14 protein-coding genes and 1 pseudogene are annotated in these 17,648 nt (G+C 26.9%); 8 read left to right on the top strand and 7 right to left on the bottom strand.

The window, feature by feature from the left end:
- Positions 1–6: 6 nt before the first annotated feature.
- The 5 genes from A2J15_RS04980 to A2J15_RS04960 form a co-directional block, all read right to left on the bottom strand.
- Positions 7–1,665: a polysaccharide biosynthesis/export family protein gene (locus A2J15_RS04980; RefSeq protein ID WP_066777617.1), complete on the bottom strand. Its 1,659-nt coding sequence runs from the start codon at positions 1,663–1,665 to the stop codon at positions 7–9.
- Between the two features lie 2 nt (positions 1,666–1,667).
- Positions 1,668–2,786, bottom strand: a complete 1,119-nt coding sequence (locus A2J15_RS04975; RefSeq protein ID WP_066777614.1) for a KpsE/RkpR family capsule polysaccharide export protein — start codon at positions 2,784–2,786, stop codon at positions 1,668–1,670.
- On the bottom strand, positions 2,786–3,448 hold the full coding sequence (locus A2J15_RS04970) for an ABC transporter ATP-binding protein (RefSeq protein WP_066777611.1): 663 nt from the start codon (positions 3,446–3,448) through the stop codon (positions 2,786–2,788). Before A2J15_RS04970 ends, A2J15_RS04975 begins: the two co-directional genes overlap by 1 nt.
- A complete protein-coding gene (kpsM, locus tag A2J15_RS04965) occupies positions 3,445–4,227 on the bottom strand; it encodes a capsule polysaccharide transporter KpsM (protein WP_066777608.1) in 783 nt (260 codons plus the stop codon). Before kpsM ends, A2J15_RS04970 begins: the two co-directional genes overlap by 4 nt.
- Before the next feature lie 67 nt (positions 4,228–4,294).
- Positions 4,295–4,702 (bottom strand): hypothetical protein, encoded by a 408-nt coding sequence (locus tag A2J15_RS04960; protein ID WP_066777606.1) that lies wholly within the window; start codon positions 4,700–4,702, stop codon positions 4,295–4,297.
- Positions 4,703–5,143: 441 nt separating this feature from the next.
- Between A2J15_RS04960 and dut the strand changes: the two genes are divergently transcribed.
- The gene (gene dut / locus A2J15_RS04955; protein ID WP_066777597.1) at positions 5,144–5,824 is read left to right on the top strand and encodes a dUTPase; all 681 of its coding nucleotides are present in this window, start codon (positions 5,144–5,146) and stop codon (positions 5,822–5,824) included.
- 1 nt (position 5,825) lies between these two features.
- On the top strand, positions 5,826–6,536 hold the full coding sequence (locus tag A2J15_RS04950; protein WP_066777594.1) for an EI24 domain-containing protein: 711 nt from the start codon (positions 5,826–5,828) through the stop codon (positions 6,534–6,536).
- On the opposite strand, the gene tilS is transcribed toward A2J15_RS04950, so the two are convergent.
- Positions 6,519–7,484: a tRNA lysidine(34) synthetase TilS gene (tilS, locus tag A2J15_RS04945; protein ID WP_066777591.1), complete on the bottom strand. Its 966-nt coding sequence runs from the start codon at positions 7,482–7,484 to the stop codon at positions 6,519–6,521. The two genes, A2J15_RS04950 and tilS, sit on opposite strands and share 18 nt — an antisense overlap.
- On the bottom strand, positions 7,474–8,793 hold the full coding sequence (gene rimO / locus A2J15_RS04940; protein WP_066777588.1) for a 30S ribosomal protein S12 methylthiotransferase RimO: 1,320 nt from the start codon (positions 8,791–8,793) through the stop codon (positions 7,474–7,476). The genes tilS and rimO overlap by 11 nt, the downstream gene beginning before the upstream one ends.
- An 80-nt stretch (positions 8,794–8,873) precedes the next feature.
- Here rimO and prfB point away from each other — a divergent pair, with 80 nt between their 5' ends.
- From prfB to A2J15_RS04910, 6 genes and pseudogenes are all read left to right on the top strand, one after another.
- Positions 8,874–9,971, top strand: a complete 1,098-nt coding sequence (gene prfB, locus A2J15_RS04935; RefSeq protein ID WP_066777586.1) for a peptide chain release factor 2 — start codon at positions 8,874–8,876, stop codon at positions 9,969–9,971.
- 43 nt (positions 9,972–10,014) lie between these two features.
- Positions 10,015–11,268 (top strand): alpha-2,3-sialyltransferase, encoded by a 1,254-nt coding sequence (locus tag A2J15_RS04930; protein WP_240621312.1) that lies wholly within the window; start codon positions 10,015–10,017, stop codon positions 11,266–11,268.
- Positions 11,269–11,289: 21 nt separating this feature from the next.
- Complete coding sequence (locus tag A2J15_RS04925) at positions 11,290–15,000, top strand: glycosyltransferase (RefSeq protein ID WP_066777543.1); 3,711 nt, start codon at positions 11,290–11,292, stop codon at positions 14,998–15,000.
- Positions 15,000–15,545 (top strand): dTDP-4-dehydrorhamnose 3,5-epimerase family protein, encoded by a 546-nt coding sequence (locus tag A2J15_RS04920; RefSeq protein WP_066777546.1) that lies wholly within the window; start codon positions 15,000–15,002, stop codon positions 15,543–15,545. Before A2J15_RS04925 ends, A2J15_RS04920 begins: the two co-directional genes overlap by 1 nt.
- Positions 15,545–16,585 (top strand): GDP-L-fucose synthase family protein, encoded by a 1,041-nt coding sequence (locus A2J15_RS04915; protein WP_066777549.1) that lies wholly within the window; start codon positions 15,545–15,547, stop codon positions 16,583–16,585. Before A2J15_RS04920 ends, A2J15_RS04915 begins: the two co-directional genes overlap by 1 nt.
- Positions 16,586–16,610: 25 nt before the next feature.
- Positions 16,611–17,646, top strand: a pseudogene (locus A2J15_RS04910) (GDP-mannose 4,6-dehydratase).
- The last annotated feature ends 2 nt before the right edge of the window (positions 17,647–17,648 follow it).

The following is a 17,648-nucleotide window of genomic DNA, read 5'->3' as shown; positions in this document are numbered from 1 at the left end:
CAAACCTTAAAAATTAAGCACAACATTCGTTGCAATAGCAATTTGATAAAGAATTTGAGTTAACATTGAAAAAATTTGTAAATTCTCACTTTCAACCTTTGGTAAAACCAAAATAGAATCTCCAGGTTTCATATCCACACCATTACGATACTTTTCAGCTTTACCATTACTTCGTATTACAAGAATTTTTGAAGTATCAGCCCTTTCTGCATAACCTCCTGCAAGATTGATATAATACTTTAATTCTTTAGCTTTATCATATACAAAAGCACCAGGTAAAGATACTTCACCTTGAACTATAACAAGATTATTTTTACTTGGTACATTTATAGTATCACCATCTTCTAAAATCACCGCTTTATAAGACTTAGGATTATCAATTACGATTTGTCCTTTAGGTTGTGCTTGTTTAGCCCTTTGAATAAATTCTAATATAGTCCTTGCTTGCTGGGCTCTTATTGCTGCACCCTGAGCTGTAACAGAACTACTCGTTAAGGCTAAAGTTTCAAGCTCCTTAAGCTGAGCATTAATAAGTTCTTTTTGAGTCCTAGCTACACTTTTTCTAAAAACTTGCAAAGCTTGCATATTTGATTGAGGATTAGTTTTAATCAATCTAGCAACATCTTCTAAACTTGTTCCTTTAGCAAGAACTAAAGTTTTTAAACCATTATGCTCACCATTTACTGTTATAGTTATATTTTGTGCAATGTATTCAGGATGAAATTCTACTTCATCACCAGTTTTAATTAAAACTTTTGAAAATTGCATTTTATTATAAGTGTTTACATCTAACTTATGATTTTCTTTATAACTTTTTACAACGGCATTAGTTACAATAGGTTTAGCCCCACATACTCTAGCTAAATCAGCTAAAGTTTTAATATCACTAGCCAACTCAAAACGAAAAGGTCTTTGTACATCACCTTGAACAAAAGCGTAATTTTGCACATTTCCTACTAAAATAACATCTCCGCTTCTAAAAGGAAAAAGATCCATTTGCCCTTTTAGTAAAAAATCATACAAATCAACCTTTTTTATGACCTTATTATTGCGTAAAATTTCAATATCTCTAAAACTTCCATATTCTAAATTAATCCCACCTGCTTTATCAAGGTATTGTATCACAGAATCAGAGCTAAGTCCTTGATAAAGCCCTGGAGTATTTACACTTCCTGTAACAAAAACACTAACATTTTGATAAGTATTCATATCCGCATAAACAAAAACATTATTTTTATAAATTTGATTAACACGAGCTTTAATAACACTTACAAGAGCACTATTGTTCACACCCAATAAATTTATAGCCCCTACTTTAGGAATAAAAATATTACCTTGAGAATCTACTACTAATACTTGAGCAAATTCAACAGCACCCCAAATTTTAAGACTGATTTGATCACCTACTGCAATTTTATAGTCTGGATTATAAACCCTTTGATTATAATTTTTAAAATTTCCATTAAAAAGATGGGATCCAAAAACCAAATCTTTATGGATATTAAGAAGTTCATTTTCTTTATTTGTAGTATTAAAGTTTGAGCTTATATTTTGATCTATAATATTTGGATTAAGATTTTGATCATCCGCAGCAACAATTTGGGATACATCCACAGCTCCAAAACATAAAATACAAGTAAAAAATAAAATCAATATTTTTTTCATTTTTAATACTTATGCTCCTCTATAATCATTTTAATAAATTTAATAATCCAAAAAATTAAAGATAATACAATAAAGGCTGTTAAAATATTATAAATTCTTTCAGGATATTTTGCACTTTGTGGTATATCCGGACTTTGGATAATAACAAGTTGTTTGATTTTTCTTAAAGCTCCTATTCTAGCACTTTCATAAGCTTTTAAAGCTGCTTCATAAGCTTTTTGCGTAAAAGCTGCTTCTATACTTAAATCTTGAAATTTGGCGGCTAAATCATTAAGCTTTTGAGAAGAATTATTAGCTGAAATTTTAGATTTTTCTTTTAAAAGTTGTTTTTTAATAGCTGCAATTTCATCCTTAAGGGCTATAATTTCAGGTGCAATATCATTCATATAACTTTGTAAAGTTAATAATTTTGCTTCTTTTTGAGCTAAATTAGCTTCAATTTGTCCTATTAAATTAGCTTTGGTTTCAGCTTGCTTAAGAGGATTAAAAACCCCATATTTATTTTGAAAAGCGATTAAATTATCTTGTGCTTTTTGATAACGCTCTTTATATTTTTGAACTTCACCTTCAGCAAAAGCCATTTGTTCTCTTGCTGCTTGATGAGAAATTTCATTAATAAATTTTTCACTTTCTTGCATAATAGTTTGAGCAATCAAATAAGCTGATTGAGGAGTAAAACCTTCTACTTCAACCTTTAAAAGCTTAGTCGTTTCATCACTACGCACTCTAACCCTTGCTTGATAGTACTTAAGATAAGATTCCATAGAAGTAAAATCCCAAATTTTATAAGCTAAATCTAAGTTTTGTTCTTGATAAAGATGTTTAAGCTTGATTTTTTCATCTAGAATTTTTAACATATCATTTGATTCTATATAGCCTTTTAAATAATTTATATCTTCACTTGTTGTAGAAACACCTCCAAGCAAAGACAAAATTCCACTTGCTTGAGCACTTTCCCCGCTTGTTGATCTTACATCTAAAACCATGGTGCTTACATAACGAGGGGCTGCAATCAATACATAATAAATCACAACAAAAATCATAATAAACCAAACAATTTTAAAAGAATCAAATATACTTAAATCTTTGATTTTTTCTAATAAAGTTTTATTTTCTTCCATTAAGCTTTTCCTTGATATACAGCTATTCCCTCATCAACATCATCATAAACTGTAATTTGTCCATTTTTCATATAAATTATTTTATCACACCATTCTTTAATTTCAGCTACGTTATGAGAAACCATGATTACTTTTGATTTACTAAGTCTTTCTCTATACAATTTAACACTTTTTTCTCTAAAAGCAGGATCTCCAACAGCACCAGCTTCATCGATTAAATAATAATCAAAATCAAAAGCCATACTAAGTCCAAAAGCTATCCTAGCACTCATACCTGAAGAATAAGTCTTCATGGGTTCATCAAAAAATTTTCCAAGTTCAGCAAAATCTTCTACAAACTGTACTTTTTCTTGTAATTCTTTACCCTTATAACCATATACCCTAGCTACAAATTTAGCATTATCCCTAGCAGTTAAAGACCCTTGAAAGGCTCCATTTAAACCTAAAGGCCAAGATAATTTTTTATTGGTTATTATCTTACCGCTATCAGGAAGTTCTGCACCACTTAAAAGTTTCATAAGGGTTGATTTGCCTGCTCCATTATATCCCATTAAACCTATACTGCAATTTTCAGGGAATTCAAAAGTAAAATTTTTAAAAACATAATGCCTTCCACCATTAAATAAAGGATATGATTTGGTTAAATTAAGTAATTTTATCATTCTTTTTTCGCCGCAGTTAAAGCTTGTCTATTATAATAATAAAAAAAGAGCCCCATAAACAAAACAAGCAAGATCCAAAACATAGCATAAAAATAGCTATATTCATCTTGCAAAGGATAATTTTCAAAAAAATTAAATTTTAAAAGCTCCATGATATGAAGCAAAGGATTATAATAAAATAAATCAAGCAAGGGTCTTGGAGTAAGCCAGGTAGGAAAAATAATACCAGAAGTCCAATAAAATACTATACTAAAATAACCCAGCAAAGTTCTTAAAGGTTCTACAAAATGCCAAATAATAGCAAAACAAATTCCTAAGGCAAAAGCTGAACATATGAGTAAAAAAATGGAAAATAAAACCCCAATTAAATGAATGGGTAATACATCAATCCTAAAAAACCATCCTGCAAAAAAAAGCACAGTAACAAAAATAACAAAATAAATACAAAATTCCAATAAAGTTCTAGCAATAAAAACATGGATAGGTTTTACAGGTTTATAAACAAAAAGAGCTAAATTAGCCTGAGTTCCATTCATAAGTTGAGTAACTATACTTCTAAACATAAAAAAGGGCATAATACCACTAGTTAAAAACATAAAAATAGAAATGCCTTCAGGCATGACTTGATGATGATATTCTCTTATAACAGTTCCTATAATAGTCACTAAAAGTACTATACTCATAGGTTCTCCAACTACCCATATATAACCTAAATATCTATTTTTACCAAATCTAGTTTTTAATTCTCTAAAAAACAAAGCGTGAATTACATTTAACATTTATATACCTAAATTTTGGATAAGCTATAATGATAACTTATTTTCTTAAACAAAAATCATAAAAATTTTATTTTTTATAAAACTCAAGTTTTTTACTAAGTTTTAAAGCATTATCCGTAAATTTTAACCAAAAAAGTTCTAAAGCATAAATTTTTGCACTCTTATCCAATCTTGCAAAAGGAAAGCGAGAAAAATAAATTTTTATTTGTTCTTTACTAGCTATTTTAAATTCTGCTTTAGCTTGAATACCTTTTAAAAAAGCTATCTTATTGTCTTTGGCTATATTTAAAGCTATATTAGGATTTTGACTGGTTAATTTTATATGCTTAGTATGTTCATGTGAAGCAATAATAAAAGCTAAATTTTCCTCATCAAAAGCATAAAAAGCATTAGCTATATAAACACCTATTTCATCTATCATAGCCCAAGATAAAAGGCGTTCGCTTTTTATAAATTCTAAAATTTTTTTATCCATTTAATAAAATTATACTAAAATATTTTTAAAAAAAACCGATTTATATAACATAAGTATAACAAGGAAGTTAATATAACTTCATGCTTATATAAATTTAAAGCAAAAATAAGCTTTATATCATTAAAAGCATAAGTTATATAAAAAATGGAGGAGGCAAAAGTCTTTATCTTTTAGGTTTATATTTAGTTAATTTTATCATTTTAACTAAAATAATATTTGGTATTTATCATATCAAAGAACTTAAACTTATTTAGATTAAAGACTTTTTTACAAATCAAACTTTGCGATTTTAAATAATAAAAACAATGAATATTATTTTATATAAGGTTAAAAATTTTATAAAAAATAAAAAACGACTTTAAAAGCTAAAGAAAATCACAATCATACAATAAATCTTTACGCTTAAATTATATAATATTTAAAAATATAAGGAGTTTTTAAATGACAAATATAGAAATTTTAGAAAATATGCTCAAACTCCAACAAAAACTAAATGACCAAACTAATGGTTTAAACTGGGAAGATGGCTATACTAAAGAAGGAAAACTTATAAATTGGAAACGTTGCATCTATATGGAATGTGCTGAACTTATAGATTCTTTTAATTGGAAACATTGGAAAAATATTTCTAATCCTATAAATTGGGAAAATGTACGTATAGAAATTGTAGATATTTGGCATTTTATTTTAAGTCTTTTACTTGAAAAGTATCGTGATAAAAATTTTGAGCTTATTGCTACAGAAGTTAATTCTGTAAACGTTTTTCAAGACTTTTGCAAGGAAGAAGAACATCCCAATGAGAGTGATATTTATGATATTTTAAATGATATAGAACTCATTATTCATAAATGCAGTGGTTTTGGGTTTGATCTTGGGGAATTGCTTTGGATTTATTTCACCCTAGCAATTAAATGCGGTCTTAATCTTGAAAATCTTTATAAACTTTATATAGGAAAGAATATTTTAAATATTTTTAGACAAGATCATGGTTATAAAAATGGTAGCTACAAAAAAATATGGAATGGAAAAGAAGATAATGAAGTCTTAAATGAAATCTTAAAAGAAGAACTTCACTTTGACACCATTTATAAAAAACTAGAAAAATCTTATCAAAAAGCTTAAAATGAATATTCTCAAGCTTAGCATTAAAGATTTTTTTAGTATAAAATTCCTAAAATTTGCCCTTATTCCTTTAATCTTTAGTCTTTTATGTATGACTCTTTTGGGAATTTGGGGGTTTTCTAATTTGCTTGATTATTTTAATGCTTTATTTAGTGTAAGCGAGGATTCTTTTTGGGCTTGGTTTTATACCCTTCATTTTATACAAATTTTAATTACTATTATAAGTTTTTTATTTTCAGCTTTTATTGTTATCTTTGCTTCAGTTTTCTTAGCTCTTATTATAACTTCTTTTCTTACTCCTTTTATTGCTAAAGAAATCAATAAAAAATATTATCACTATGAAAGTCAAAATATTTCAAGTATAAGAGTATTTTTTGAATTTATTAAAATATTTTTAAAATTTATAGGGATTTTCTTACTTTGCACTTTAGCTTTATTTTTACCTTTTATCAATATTTTTGTATATTATTTTGCTTTTTATTATCTTTTTCATAAACTTTTGATGCTAGATATTACAAGTTCAATTTTAGATAAAGACAATTTCAATCATTTTAATGCAAATTTTTCATCTTTTGAATTTAAATTTAGCACACTTTGTTTTTATCTAATTTCGTCCATACCTCTTTTAGGACTTTTTTTACAGGTATTTTTTGTGATTTTTCTTATTCATTTGGGTTATCAAAAAATATTAAAATTAGAAATTAAGCATTAAAATATCAATTTTATGATTATATAAATAAGCCCTTAAAAGCTTAGGAATTTTAGCAATTCTACATGAGTCTTTAAAAGTTTTAGGCAGTTTATCACAAGTTTCATATTCAAAAACTATAGCACTTGTATTTTTATAAACAATACCTATTTTTCCACTTAAAACACAATCTGTTTTTAACAATTCTTTTCTTTGTGCTGCACTTAAAATCAAACCCTTCATTTTAACTGCTCTAGCAATCAAACTTTCTTTTTTAGGGCAAATAATCATTCCTTGTATTTGCTTTATACTTTCAAAATCATAAAGTTCTTTTCTTTCTTTATCAAGATAAGCAAAACTTCTTTTTAATCCTTGATGAAATTTACCTACAAATTCATTTGAAAAATTTTTTCGTATATAATTTCTAAAATACTTTTGATCATCATTACTCTTATCATAAAAATAAAAAATATTTTCTTGTTTTAAATAAGATAAAATTTCATTTTTATCTATAAAAAGCAAAGGACGCACTATGGTATAATTTTTTCGTTTTTCACGCTCTTGCATACCCAAAATTTCAAGCAAACCAGCCCCACGTGAAATTTGCATTAAAAACCATTCAAACTGATCATTTAAATGATGCGCTAAAATAAGATGTTCATACCCTTGTTCAAAACAAATTTGATCAAAAAAATCATAACGAAAATCTCTAGCATTTTTTTCAAAATTATTCTTAAAAACAGGTGCACTTTTAATAAAAATTTTTTTATGGAATTTTAAAGCAAGTTTCTTAGCTTCTAATTCTTCTAAATCACTATTTTTTCTCATTTTATAGTTTATCATCGCTAAATCAAAATCAATTTGTTCTTGTAATAAAAAATAAAAAAGTGCACTAGAATCACTCCCATAAGAAAAGGCTAATAAATTTTTTCCCTTTCTTAATAAATTTAAAATCTCTCCTTTAAGCTGCATGTATTTTTCTTAAAGCTTTAGCAATAAGTTTGTTATCTACATTTTGAATGATTTCACATTCATAAATTTGTCCTATTTCCAAATTTCCACATTCGCTTTCATTAATAAGAATTTCTCCATCAATTTCTCTATCCCATCTTAAATCTTTTCCTGCTATAAAAAATTCACCTTCACTACTTTCTCCAGAGCAAATAACTAAACGTTTTTGTCCCACTTCTTTTTCAAAACTTTTTTCTATGCATTTATCTACAAGTTTTTCTATCACATCAAGTCTTTGATTGATCACTTTAAAAGGCACTTGCTCCATGTAAAAAGCACAAGTATCTTCTTCTTTAGAATAAGCAAAAACACTCACTCTATCAAAAGCAAAATCTTTTAAAAACTCACAAAGTTCTTTAAAATCCTCATCACTTTCCCCAGGGTGCCCAACAATAAATCCTGTACGCAAAAAGCTATCTGGGGCGCTTCTCATTAAAGAAAGCATTTCTTTAAGTTTATTTTGATTTACACCGCGTTTCATGATTTTAAGCATATGATTGCTAATATGCTGCAAAGGCATGTCAAAATAATTAACAAAAATTTTAGAATCTATAATACGTTTGATTAAGTTTTCACTTATGCTTGTTGGATAAAGATATAAAATTCTAGCCGCTTCAATACCTTGAACTTTTTCTACTTCATCAATTAAACGTATAAGACCATCTTTTTGACCCTTATCAAATAAATAAGAACTTGTATCTTGTGCGATAAAGGAAAAGTCCTTATAACCTCTTGCTACTAATTCTTTAAGTTCTGTTATAATGCTTGCTATTTCACGTGATTTTAATCTACCTTTAAAGTTTGGAATAGCACAAAAAGAACATTTTTGATTACACCCTTCAGCAATTTTAATAAAAGCATGAAAATTTGAACCTGTGATAATACGTTTAGCATTTTCACCTTGCAAATAGGTTGAATTAGAAAATAAATTGGTTTTTTTAAGTATCATTTCATCGATTCTTTCATAATCACCCACACCAGTAAAAAGATCTACTTCTGGAAGCTCTTTGATCAACTCCTCACGGTAGCGCTGCATTAAACAACCCGTTACAACTAAAAGCGAATCTTTTTTTCTTTGATTATGCAAATCTAAAATTGCATTAATACTTTCTTGTTTTGCACTATGGATAAAACCGCAAGTATTTATGATTAAAACATCAGCTTTACTTGGCTCATCACACAGCTCATAAGCACTAAGTCTACCTAACATAATCTCACTATCAACTAAATTTTTATTGCATCCTAAAGACATTAAAAAAAGTTTTGGCATATTTTTCCTAATTATTAATGTTGTTTTGATATAATACCTAAAAAATCAAAAAAATATAATTATAATTAAAGAAAAATTTTATGGATAATTACGAATTTAGTGAACTTTTAAAAACTCTTAAAAATAAAGTCAATAATATAGCTTCTATCATTAAACCTGAAAATATCAAAACAAGACTTAAAGAAATTGAAGATCTTGAAAATTCTTCATCTTTTTGGAATGATGTTAAACAAGCAAGCATTATAGGCAAAGAAAAAACTAAAATCACTAATTTACTTAAAAACTATGAAAATGCTTTTAATATTTTAAATGATGCAAGCGAACTTTTTGATCTTGCTAATGCTGAAAATGATGTAGAAACCTTACAAGCTTTATTTAACGAGGCTAGCAAACTTGAAGATAGCATTACTGATCTTGAAATTTCCATGCTTTTAAGCGGGGAAAATGATAATAAAAATGCTATAGTTTCTATCCATCCTGGCGCAGGTGGAACAGAAAGCAATGACTGGGCAAGTATGCTTTATAGAATGTATCTAAGATTTTGCGAAAGAGAAGGATTTAAAGCTGAAACTTTAGATTTTCAAGAAGGCGAAGAAGCAGGACTTAAAGATGTAAGTTTTTTGGTCAAAGGGGAAAATGCTTATGGCTATTTAAAAGCTGAAAATGGTATACACCGTTTAGTAAGAACCTCTCCTTTTGATAGCGCAGGTAGACGTCATACAAGTTTTTCAAGCGTTATGGTAAGCCCTGAACTTGATGATGATATAGAAATCCAAATCGAAGAAAAAGATATAAGAATTGATTATTATCGTGCTAGTGGAGCAGGAGGACAACATGTTAATAAAACAGAATCAGCTGTTAGAATCACACATTTTCCAACAGGTATAGTTGTACAATGTCAAAATGATAGAAGCCAACACAAAAACAAGGCTACAGCCTTTAAAATGTTAAAATCAAGACTTTATGAACTTGAACTTGCAAAACAACAAAATAATGCCAACACAAATGAAAAAAGCGATATAGCCTGGGGACATCAAATAAGATCTTATGTGCTTTTTCCTTATCAGCAAGTTAAAGATAATCGTAGTGGACAAGCTTTTTCGCAAGTAGATAGCATTCTTGATGGCGATATTAAAAAAATGATAGAAGGTGTTTTAATATCCCTAAAAACAGAATAACAAAAGAATTAAAATCAATCTATCTTCATTTTAAGGATAATCTATGCAAAATATCATCATAGCAGGAAATGGACCTAGTCTTAAAACTATTAATTATCAAAGATTACCTAAAGAATATGATGTTTTTAGGTGTAATCAATTTTATTTTGAAGATAAGTATCATTTGGGAAAAAATATCAAAGCTGTATTTTTTAATCCAGGTGTTTTTTTAGAACAATACCACACTACTAAACAACTCCAATTTAATAATGAATATACTATAGATAAGATTATTTGCTCTACATTTAAACTACCTTTTATTGAAAATGATAATTTTATAAATAAATTTTATGATTTTTTTCCTGATGCTAAACTTGGCTATGAAATTATTGAAAATCTTAAAGAATTTTATGCTTATATCAAATATAATGAAATTTATTTTAATAAAAGAATTACTTCTGGTATATATATGTGTGCTATAGCCATAGCACTAGGGTATAAAAACATATATTTGTGTGGGATAGATTTTTATGAAGGAGAAAATATTTATGCTTTTAAAGCCATGAGTGAAAATATAAAAAAATTATTTCCCTACATGATAAATTTCAAACCTTCAAATTGCCATTCTAAAGAATATGATATACAAGTATTAAAATTATTAAAATCACTCTATAGTGTTAATATCTATACCCTATGTGATCATAGCACTTTAGCCAATTATTTTCCTTTATCTGCTTATGCAAACAATGATTTTATTTTAGAAAACAGATACGATAATTGTATCAATGATATTTTATTAGCCAAAGATATGCCAGGAATTAATTTTTATCAAAATCAATTACCAATTAATATTGAAACTACAATACTTAGTTTTGAAAATATTATTAATTCTAAAAACAATCAAATACATAATTTAAATGAAACTTTGCAAACCAATAATGAAATACTAATAACTAAAGAAAACTTACTATACTTTCAAACCCAACACGGTACAGCCAAACAAAGAATTCAAAATCAACTCTCTTATAAATTAGGTCAAGCTATGATTATAAATTCTAAAAATGTATTAAATTATATATTATTACCTTTTATATTAATAAGTATTGTTATTTCACATAAACAAGAACAAAAAGCTTATCAATTTAAAATAAAAAAATATCCTTCTTTAAAATTACCTCCTTTAGAAACTTATCCTGATTATAATGAAGCAATAAAATTTAAAAATCATCTTTCTTATAAATTAGGAAAAGAATTTATAAAGGCAAGTAAAACTTGGTACAGGGGGGGGGTATATCAAATTTTTGTATCAAACTATTAAAAAAGAAATAAAAAGGAAATCATGAAAACCGTTGGCGTAGTCATACCTGTATACAATGTAGAAAAATATTTAAAAGAATGTTTAGATAGTGTAATCAATCAAACTTATAAGAATTTACAAATTGTATTAGTAAATGATGGAAGTACAGATGAACATTCACTAAATATAGCTAAAGAATATACTTTAAAAGATGAAAGATTTATACTCTTTGATAAAGAAAATGGAGGACAAAGTACAGCTAGAAATGTAGGCATAGAATATTTTAGCCAAGAATATGAATTTAAAAATATCACTACACATATTAAAGAAAATACTTTAATAGAATTTCAATTATCTAAACATAATCCTTATAATATACACAAAGTATATAAAAGCTTTAAAGCTTTTAAAGATGAAAAAGATTTAAAAGAATTTAAAAACCCTAAAATAGATTATATTGTATTTTTAGATCCTGATGATTATTGGAGTTTTGATTGTATTGAAGAATGTATTAAAAGATCTGATCAAATGGACATAGTTTGGTTTGATTATCAAATGTTTTATGATAATATCGAGGAAAAGCATTATAAATATAAAACTAATTTAACTCAATCGCAGATGCAAATTTATGAATATTATAAACCAGAAAAAATTACAGCTTTGCAATGGATTCAAAGGTGTTTAAAAATTCAAGCTGACCTTCCTTTTTGGTGTGTGTGTGGGGGTATATATTCTTTTGCCTATTTGCAAAAAATAAAATTAAAATTTTTGGATGGTTTGATTCATGAAGATGTACATTTTGGTATATTACTTTTTGCTCAAGCTGATAATATTTATGTATTTCCAAAAGTCTTATATTATTATCGTATACGTAAAGAATCTACAGCTTCTTATGATAAGGTTGCAAGTAAATCCAGCGTACCTCCTTATATCCAGGATTTATATAATATTTTTAAAGGAGATATAAAAAATATTAAAGAATATCATACAAAAAGTAGTATTTTTTTGAATGCATGGTATATTAGAGAATTTATTGCATATAATTATGATAAAGATAAGGGGATATTATTAGAAGAAGCTTTGTTTGTATTTTTGTATTTTTGGTATTTTGATTTTTCTGAATTAAGATATGATCCTAGACAAGTTAAAGAACTTTTTAAACAACATAAACCTATTTATAAAATTAATGCTAAACGCTATCCAGAATTTGAGTTTTTTTCTAAATATGGACTGGTAAGATATAGAATTTTAAATCATCTTTCTTATAAATTAGGATATATTATTACTCATAGTAAAATATATAATTTTTATTTAATACCGTTTAGATTAATTTTTGAATGTGTAAAATTTCAAATTAATAAAAAACAAAAAATACTTCCTAGATTAGATGAATATCCTGATTATAATGATATTGTGCGAGTAAAAAATCATCTTTCTTATAAAATAGGTGAAACTTTAATTAAATCAATGAAACAATGGTATTTGGGTAAACCTTTGATTTTGCCTTTTATTTGGTATAAAATATATAAAAAGAAAAAAGTGAAAAAAGCTAATTATAATAATGATAAAAAATCTTATTTTTTACTTCCTGATTATGCTTTGATTAATATTTCTCAAAATAAAAAAGCAATGCAGAGTTCTTTGAGTATTTATTCTAAATTTAATGATGCTTCTAGACTGATAAATACCAAGATTATTCTTGAAGATACAGTTTGTACTTCTAAAGATGAAGAATCTTGGTGGATGGTTGATTTATTAGACTTATATTTCTTAGAAAAAATAAAAATTCTTACAAATAAGAATATTTTTTTAAGATCTAATGTACATGATATTAAAATTTATATTTCAACTAATAACATACAATGGACATTCATTCCTCAAGATTTTTATTTATGGAAATATAATAATCTTGAATGTAATATTATTTTATCTCATAAAATTCAAGCACGATATGTGAAGATAGTTTTAGAAAGAAAGGTTCTGAATTTGGCTAAAGTTGAAATTTTTAAAAAAAGAAAAAAAGGTTATATTATATCATCTAAACCAGATGGATTAGGGATGAGAATAGCTAGTATTTTAGTAGGTATGTATTTAGCTAAAAAAATGGATTTTGAATTTGGATTTTTATGGCATAACTCTATAGATTTAGCTTTTATGGGGATTACAGAATCTCATAAAAATGAAAAATTGAATTATTTGGGTAATTGTATGGATGAGGTTGATGTTGTCTTTGGTGAAGATTTTATTGAAAAATATTTATTACCTTCAGAAGGATTAGAATATAGTCATGGTAATACTATAAGAAAATATCAAAGAACTTTTGAATTTTTAAATAGTGAAGAGAATTTTGAACAAGAATGGGGATGGTATTCTACAGATATTTTGCCAAGCTTATGGATTGAAAACTGTGAAGAAAGTGAATGTTTATATGAAATACAAGAGATTTGTAAGACAATTAGTTTTTCAAAACAGTATCAAGATATCTTAGCTAAAGTTGAAAAAGATATTATGCAATTAAAAAGTAATTTTATAGCTTTGCATATTAGAGGAGGGGATATTATTTTTTCAAACATAAGAAAAGCCCCTAGTTTTACACCTGTTGTTGAGAGACTTTTTCCTTATGAGATTGCTTTAGAGCTTGCTATAAAAGAGCTAGATAATAACCATAATATTATAATTTTTGGACAGGATTTAAACGCCAATCAAGAATTGGTGCGTTATTTAAAATCTTTTCAGCAATATAGTCATTTAAATATAATTGATATTGGTTCTTTTATAAAATCTGATTATACAGAGATGCAAAGAGCTTTTTTTGAAATTAATTTTATGTCTAAAGCTGAAAAAATTTACTCAGCAAAAGAATCTGTTTTTTCAAAACTGGCTATGATGATTTCTGGACGCAATAAATTAATATCATTTCATGATGTTTTTTCAAACAGGCAACAATTAGAATTGATCAATCAAAATATGAATAAATTTCCTTTGCATTGCTTACAACAAGCTATGTCATTGTTTAGATTATTTCAACTTTCTAAAGAATTAAAATTACCTTTAGAGAATCAAATTAAATATCTTAATCAAGCTTTAAATTTTGATCATGATAATGATGGATATAGAATTTATATTATGCAATGTTTGTTTATCCAAGGTAATTATACTAAAATTAATCAGAATATTAAAGAAATTTTAGAAACGCGTTATGAGGCTTTTTTTCAAACTTTATTACCTTATTCTTTAGGTGCCTTTCATGAATGTTATGATGATTATATAAATTTTAATGATGAGCAATATCCTTATATCATTGTTGTAGGTTTTAAAATTTGTACTTTTTTAGGAGATGTTAAAAAGGCTCAATATTTAAAATCGATTTTGTTAAATAGTAAAAATGATACTGATAAAGAATTATTGCTTAGATATTTAGATCTAGATTGTTTGAGTGCTGTAGGTTATGTTAAATCAAGTATAAAATATAAATTAGGTAATGCTTTAATAAAAATGGAGATAATGAAAATATTTCATATTTTAAGACAGGAAAAAAAACAAAATAAACTTTTAAAAAATTATCCTATGCAAGATATAGATCTTAAATCTTGTCCAGATTATAATGAATCATTGGAATGCAAAAAACATCTTTCATATCAATTGGGTGATTTGTTGCTTAAAACTCATAAACAAAGATACAGAGGGGCTTATTTTTTATTACCTTATAAAATATATAAGCTTTATAAAAATTTTAAACGTAAGGGAAAATAATGGCAATAGAATTTGATATACAAGAATCAGATATTTTAAAAGGTGTTTATATTATAACTCCTAATAAATTTAGAGATTTAAGAGGAGAAATTTGGACAGCTTTTACTAGCGAAACTATAGATAAATTATTGCCAGAGGGATTAAAGTTTATACATGATAAATTTATACACTCTAAATATAATGTGATTCGCGGTATCCATGGGGATACAAAAACTTATAAATTAGCTACTTGTGTTTATGGCGAGGTGCATCAAGTTGTGGTAGATTGTAGAAAAGATTCTCCAACCTATTTAAAACATGAGAAATTTATTATCAATGAAGATAACCAGCAAATTATTTTAGTACCAGCAGGTTTTGGAAATGGACATTATGTTAGTAGTAAAAGTGCTGTTTATTACTATAAATGTGCTTATTTGGGGGAATATGTAGATGCTAATGAGCAATTTACTTATGCATGGAATGATGAAAGAATAGGCATTAATTGGCCTACTAATACACCTATTCTTTCAGAACGCGATATTCTTGCTATGAAAAAGGATAATTAATGCAAAAAGATTCAAAAATATATATAGCAGGACATAGTGGAACTGCTGGAAGTGCTATTTTAAAAAGATTAAAAGAATTAGATTTTACTAATATTATTATAAGAGATCATAAAGAATTAGATTTGCTTGATCAAAGAAAAGTTGCAGAATTTTTTACTTATGAAAAGCCTGATTATGTTTTTTTTGCTGCAGCTAAATTAGGACATTTAGGAATGAGGGTTCCTGCTGATATTTTATATGAAAATTTAATGATACAAAATAATGTTTTTCATAATGCTTATATGTATAATGTAAAAAAGCTTATTTTTTTTGGAAGCTCTTGGATGTATCCACAAAAAGCAATCAATCCCATTAAAGAGGAAGCATTGTTAAGTGCTGAGTTAGACTATGTAGCTGAGCCTTATGCTATTTCTAAGATAGCAGGACTTAAGATGGCTGAAGCGTATAATTTACAATATGATACTAATTTTATTTGCGTGGCCTTGACAAATTTATATGGAGAAACTAAAGATTTTGATTTTAAGACGGCTAAGGTTTTGCCTGCAATGTTAAGAAAAATTCATCTTGCAAAATTATTACACGAATCAAGATATGAAGAACTTTTATTAGATTTAAAGATTAGTGATTTAAATGAAGCAAAACAATATTTAAAAAACCAAGGTATTGATGAGAAAAGCGTAGAACTTTGGGGTAGTGGCAAACCAAGACGTGAGTTTATACATAGCCAAGATTTGGCTGATGCTTGTATTTATATCATGCAAAATATTAATTTTAAAGATTTATATATTAAAAATATAAAAGAAATCAAAAATACTCATATTAATATAGGCACTAATAAAGATCTTTGTATAAAGGAATTAGCAGAACTTATTAAAAAGATTGTAGCTTATAAAGGAGAGCTTAAATTCGATATTACTAAACCTGATAGTTCTATGAATAGATTATTAGATTGTTCTAAAATTCATTCTTTAGGATGGAAACATAAAATTGAACTTGAAGAAGGTATCAAAATGATGTATAATTGGTACTTAGAAAAGTGAAATATTATAAAATGATAAGGTATTTATGAAAAAAATAGCATTAATTACAGGTTTTACAGGGCAAGTGGGATCTCAAATGGCAGATTTTTTACTCGCCAATACAGATTATGAAATCATAGGTATGATGCGTTGGCAAGAAAGTATGGATAATATTTATCATCTTAGCGAGAGAATAAATAAAAAAGATAGAATAAGTATTTTTTATGCAGATTTAAATGATTATTCTAGTATACAAAAACTTTTTGAAAATAAGCGTCCTGATGTGATCTTTCATTTAGCAGCACAGTCTTATCCAAAAACTTCTTTTGATATACCTATAGAAACTTTACAAACCAATATCATAGGTAGTGCAAATATCTTAGAGAACATTAGACTTTTAAAAGTAAAGGATGGTTATGATCCTGTGGTTCATATATGTTCATCAAGTGAAGTCTATGGAAAAGCTAAAGTTGGTATTAAATTAAATGAAGAAACACAATTTCATGGAGCAAGTCCTTATAGTATAAGCAAAATCGGAACTGATTATCTTGGAAGATTTTACGGAGAAGCTTATGGAATAAAAACTTTTGTTACTAGAATGGGAACGCATAGTGGTCCAAGAAGAAGTGATGTCTTTTTTGAGAGTACGGTTGCTAAACAAATTGCATTGATTGAAGCTGGCTATCAAGAGCCTGTTATAAAAGTGGGAAATCTTTCTAGTGTGAGGACTTTTCAAGATTGTCGTGATGCTATTAGGGCTTATTATTTGCTTTCACTTGAAAGCAAAAAAGGTAATGTGCCTTGTGGTGAAGCTTTTAATATAGCAGGAGAAGAGGCTTTTAAACTTCCTGAAATTATAGATATATTACTGAATTTTAGTGATATAGGGGGGGGGTATACAGATAAAACAAGATGAAGATAGAATGCGTCCTATTGATGCAGATTATCAAATGTTTGATAACACAAAAATAAAAAGTTTTATCGATTGGAAAGCTGAAATTCCTGTTAAACAAATGCTTAAAGATTTGTTAGATCACTGGAGAAATGAAATTAAAAGAGGCAGAATTCCTTTAAATCGATAAAA

This window comes from Campylobacter hepaticus, from assembly GCF_001687475.2.
GTDB classification, from domain to species: domain Bacteria; phylum Campylobacterota; class Campylobacteria; order Campylobacterales; family Campylobacteraceae; genus Campylobacter_D; species Campylobacter_D hepaticus.
The sequence above is the reverse complement of the archived record's forward strand: the minus strand, read 5'-3'. Positions and strand labels throughout refer to the sequence as shown.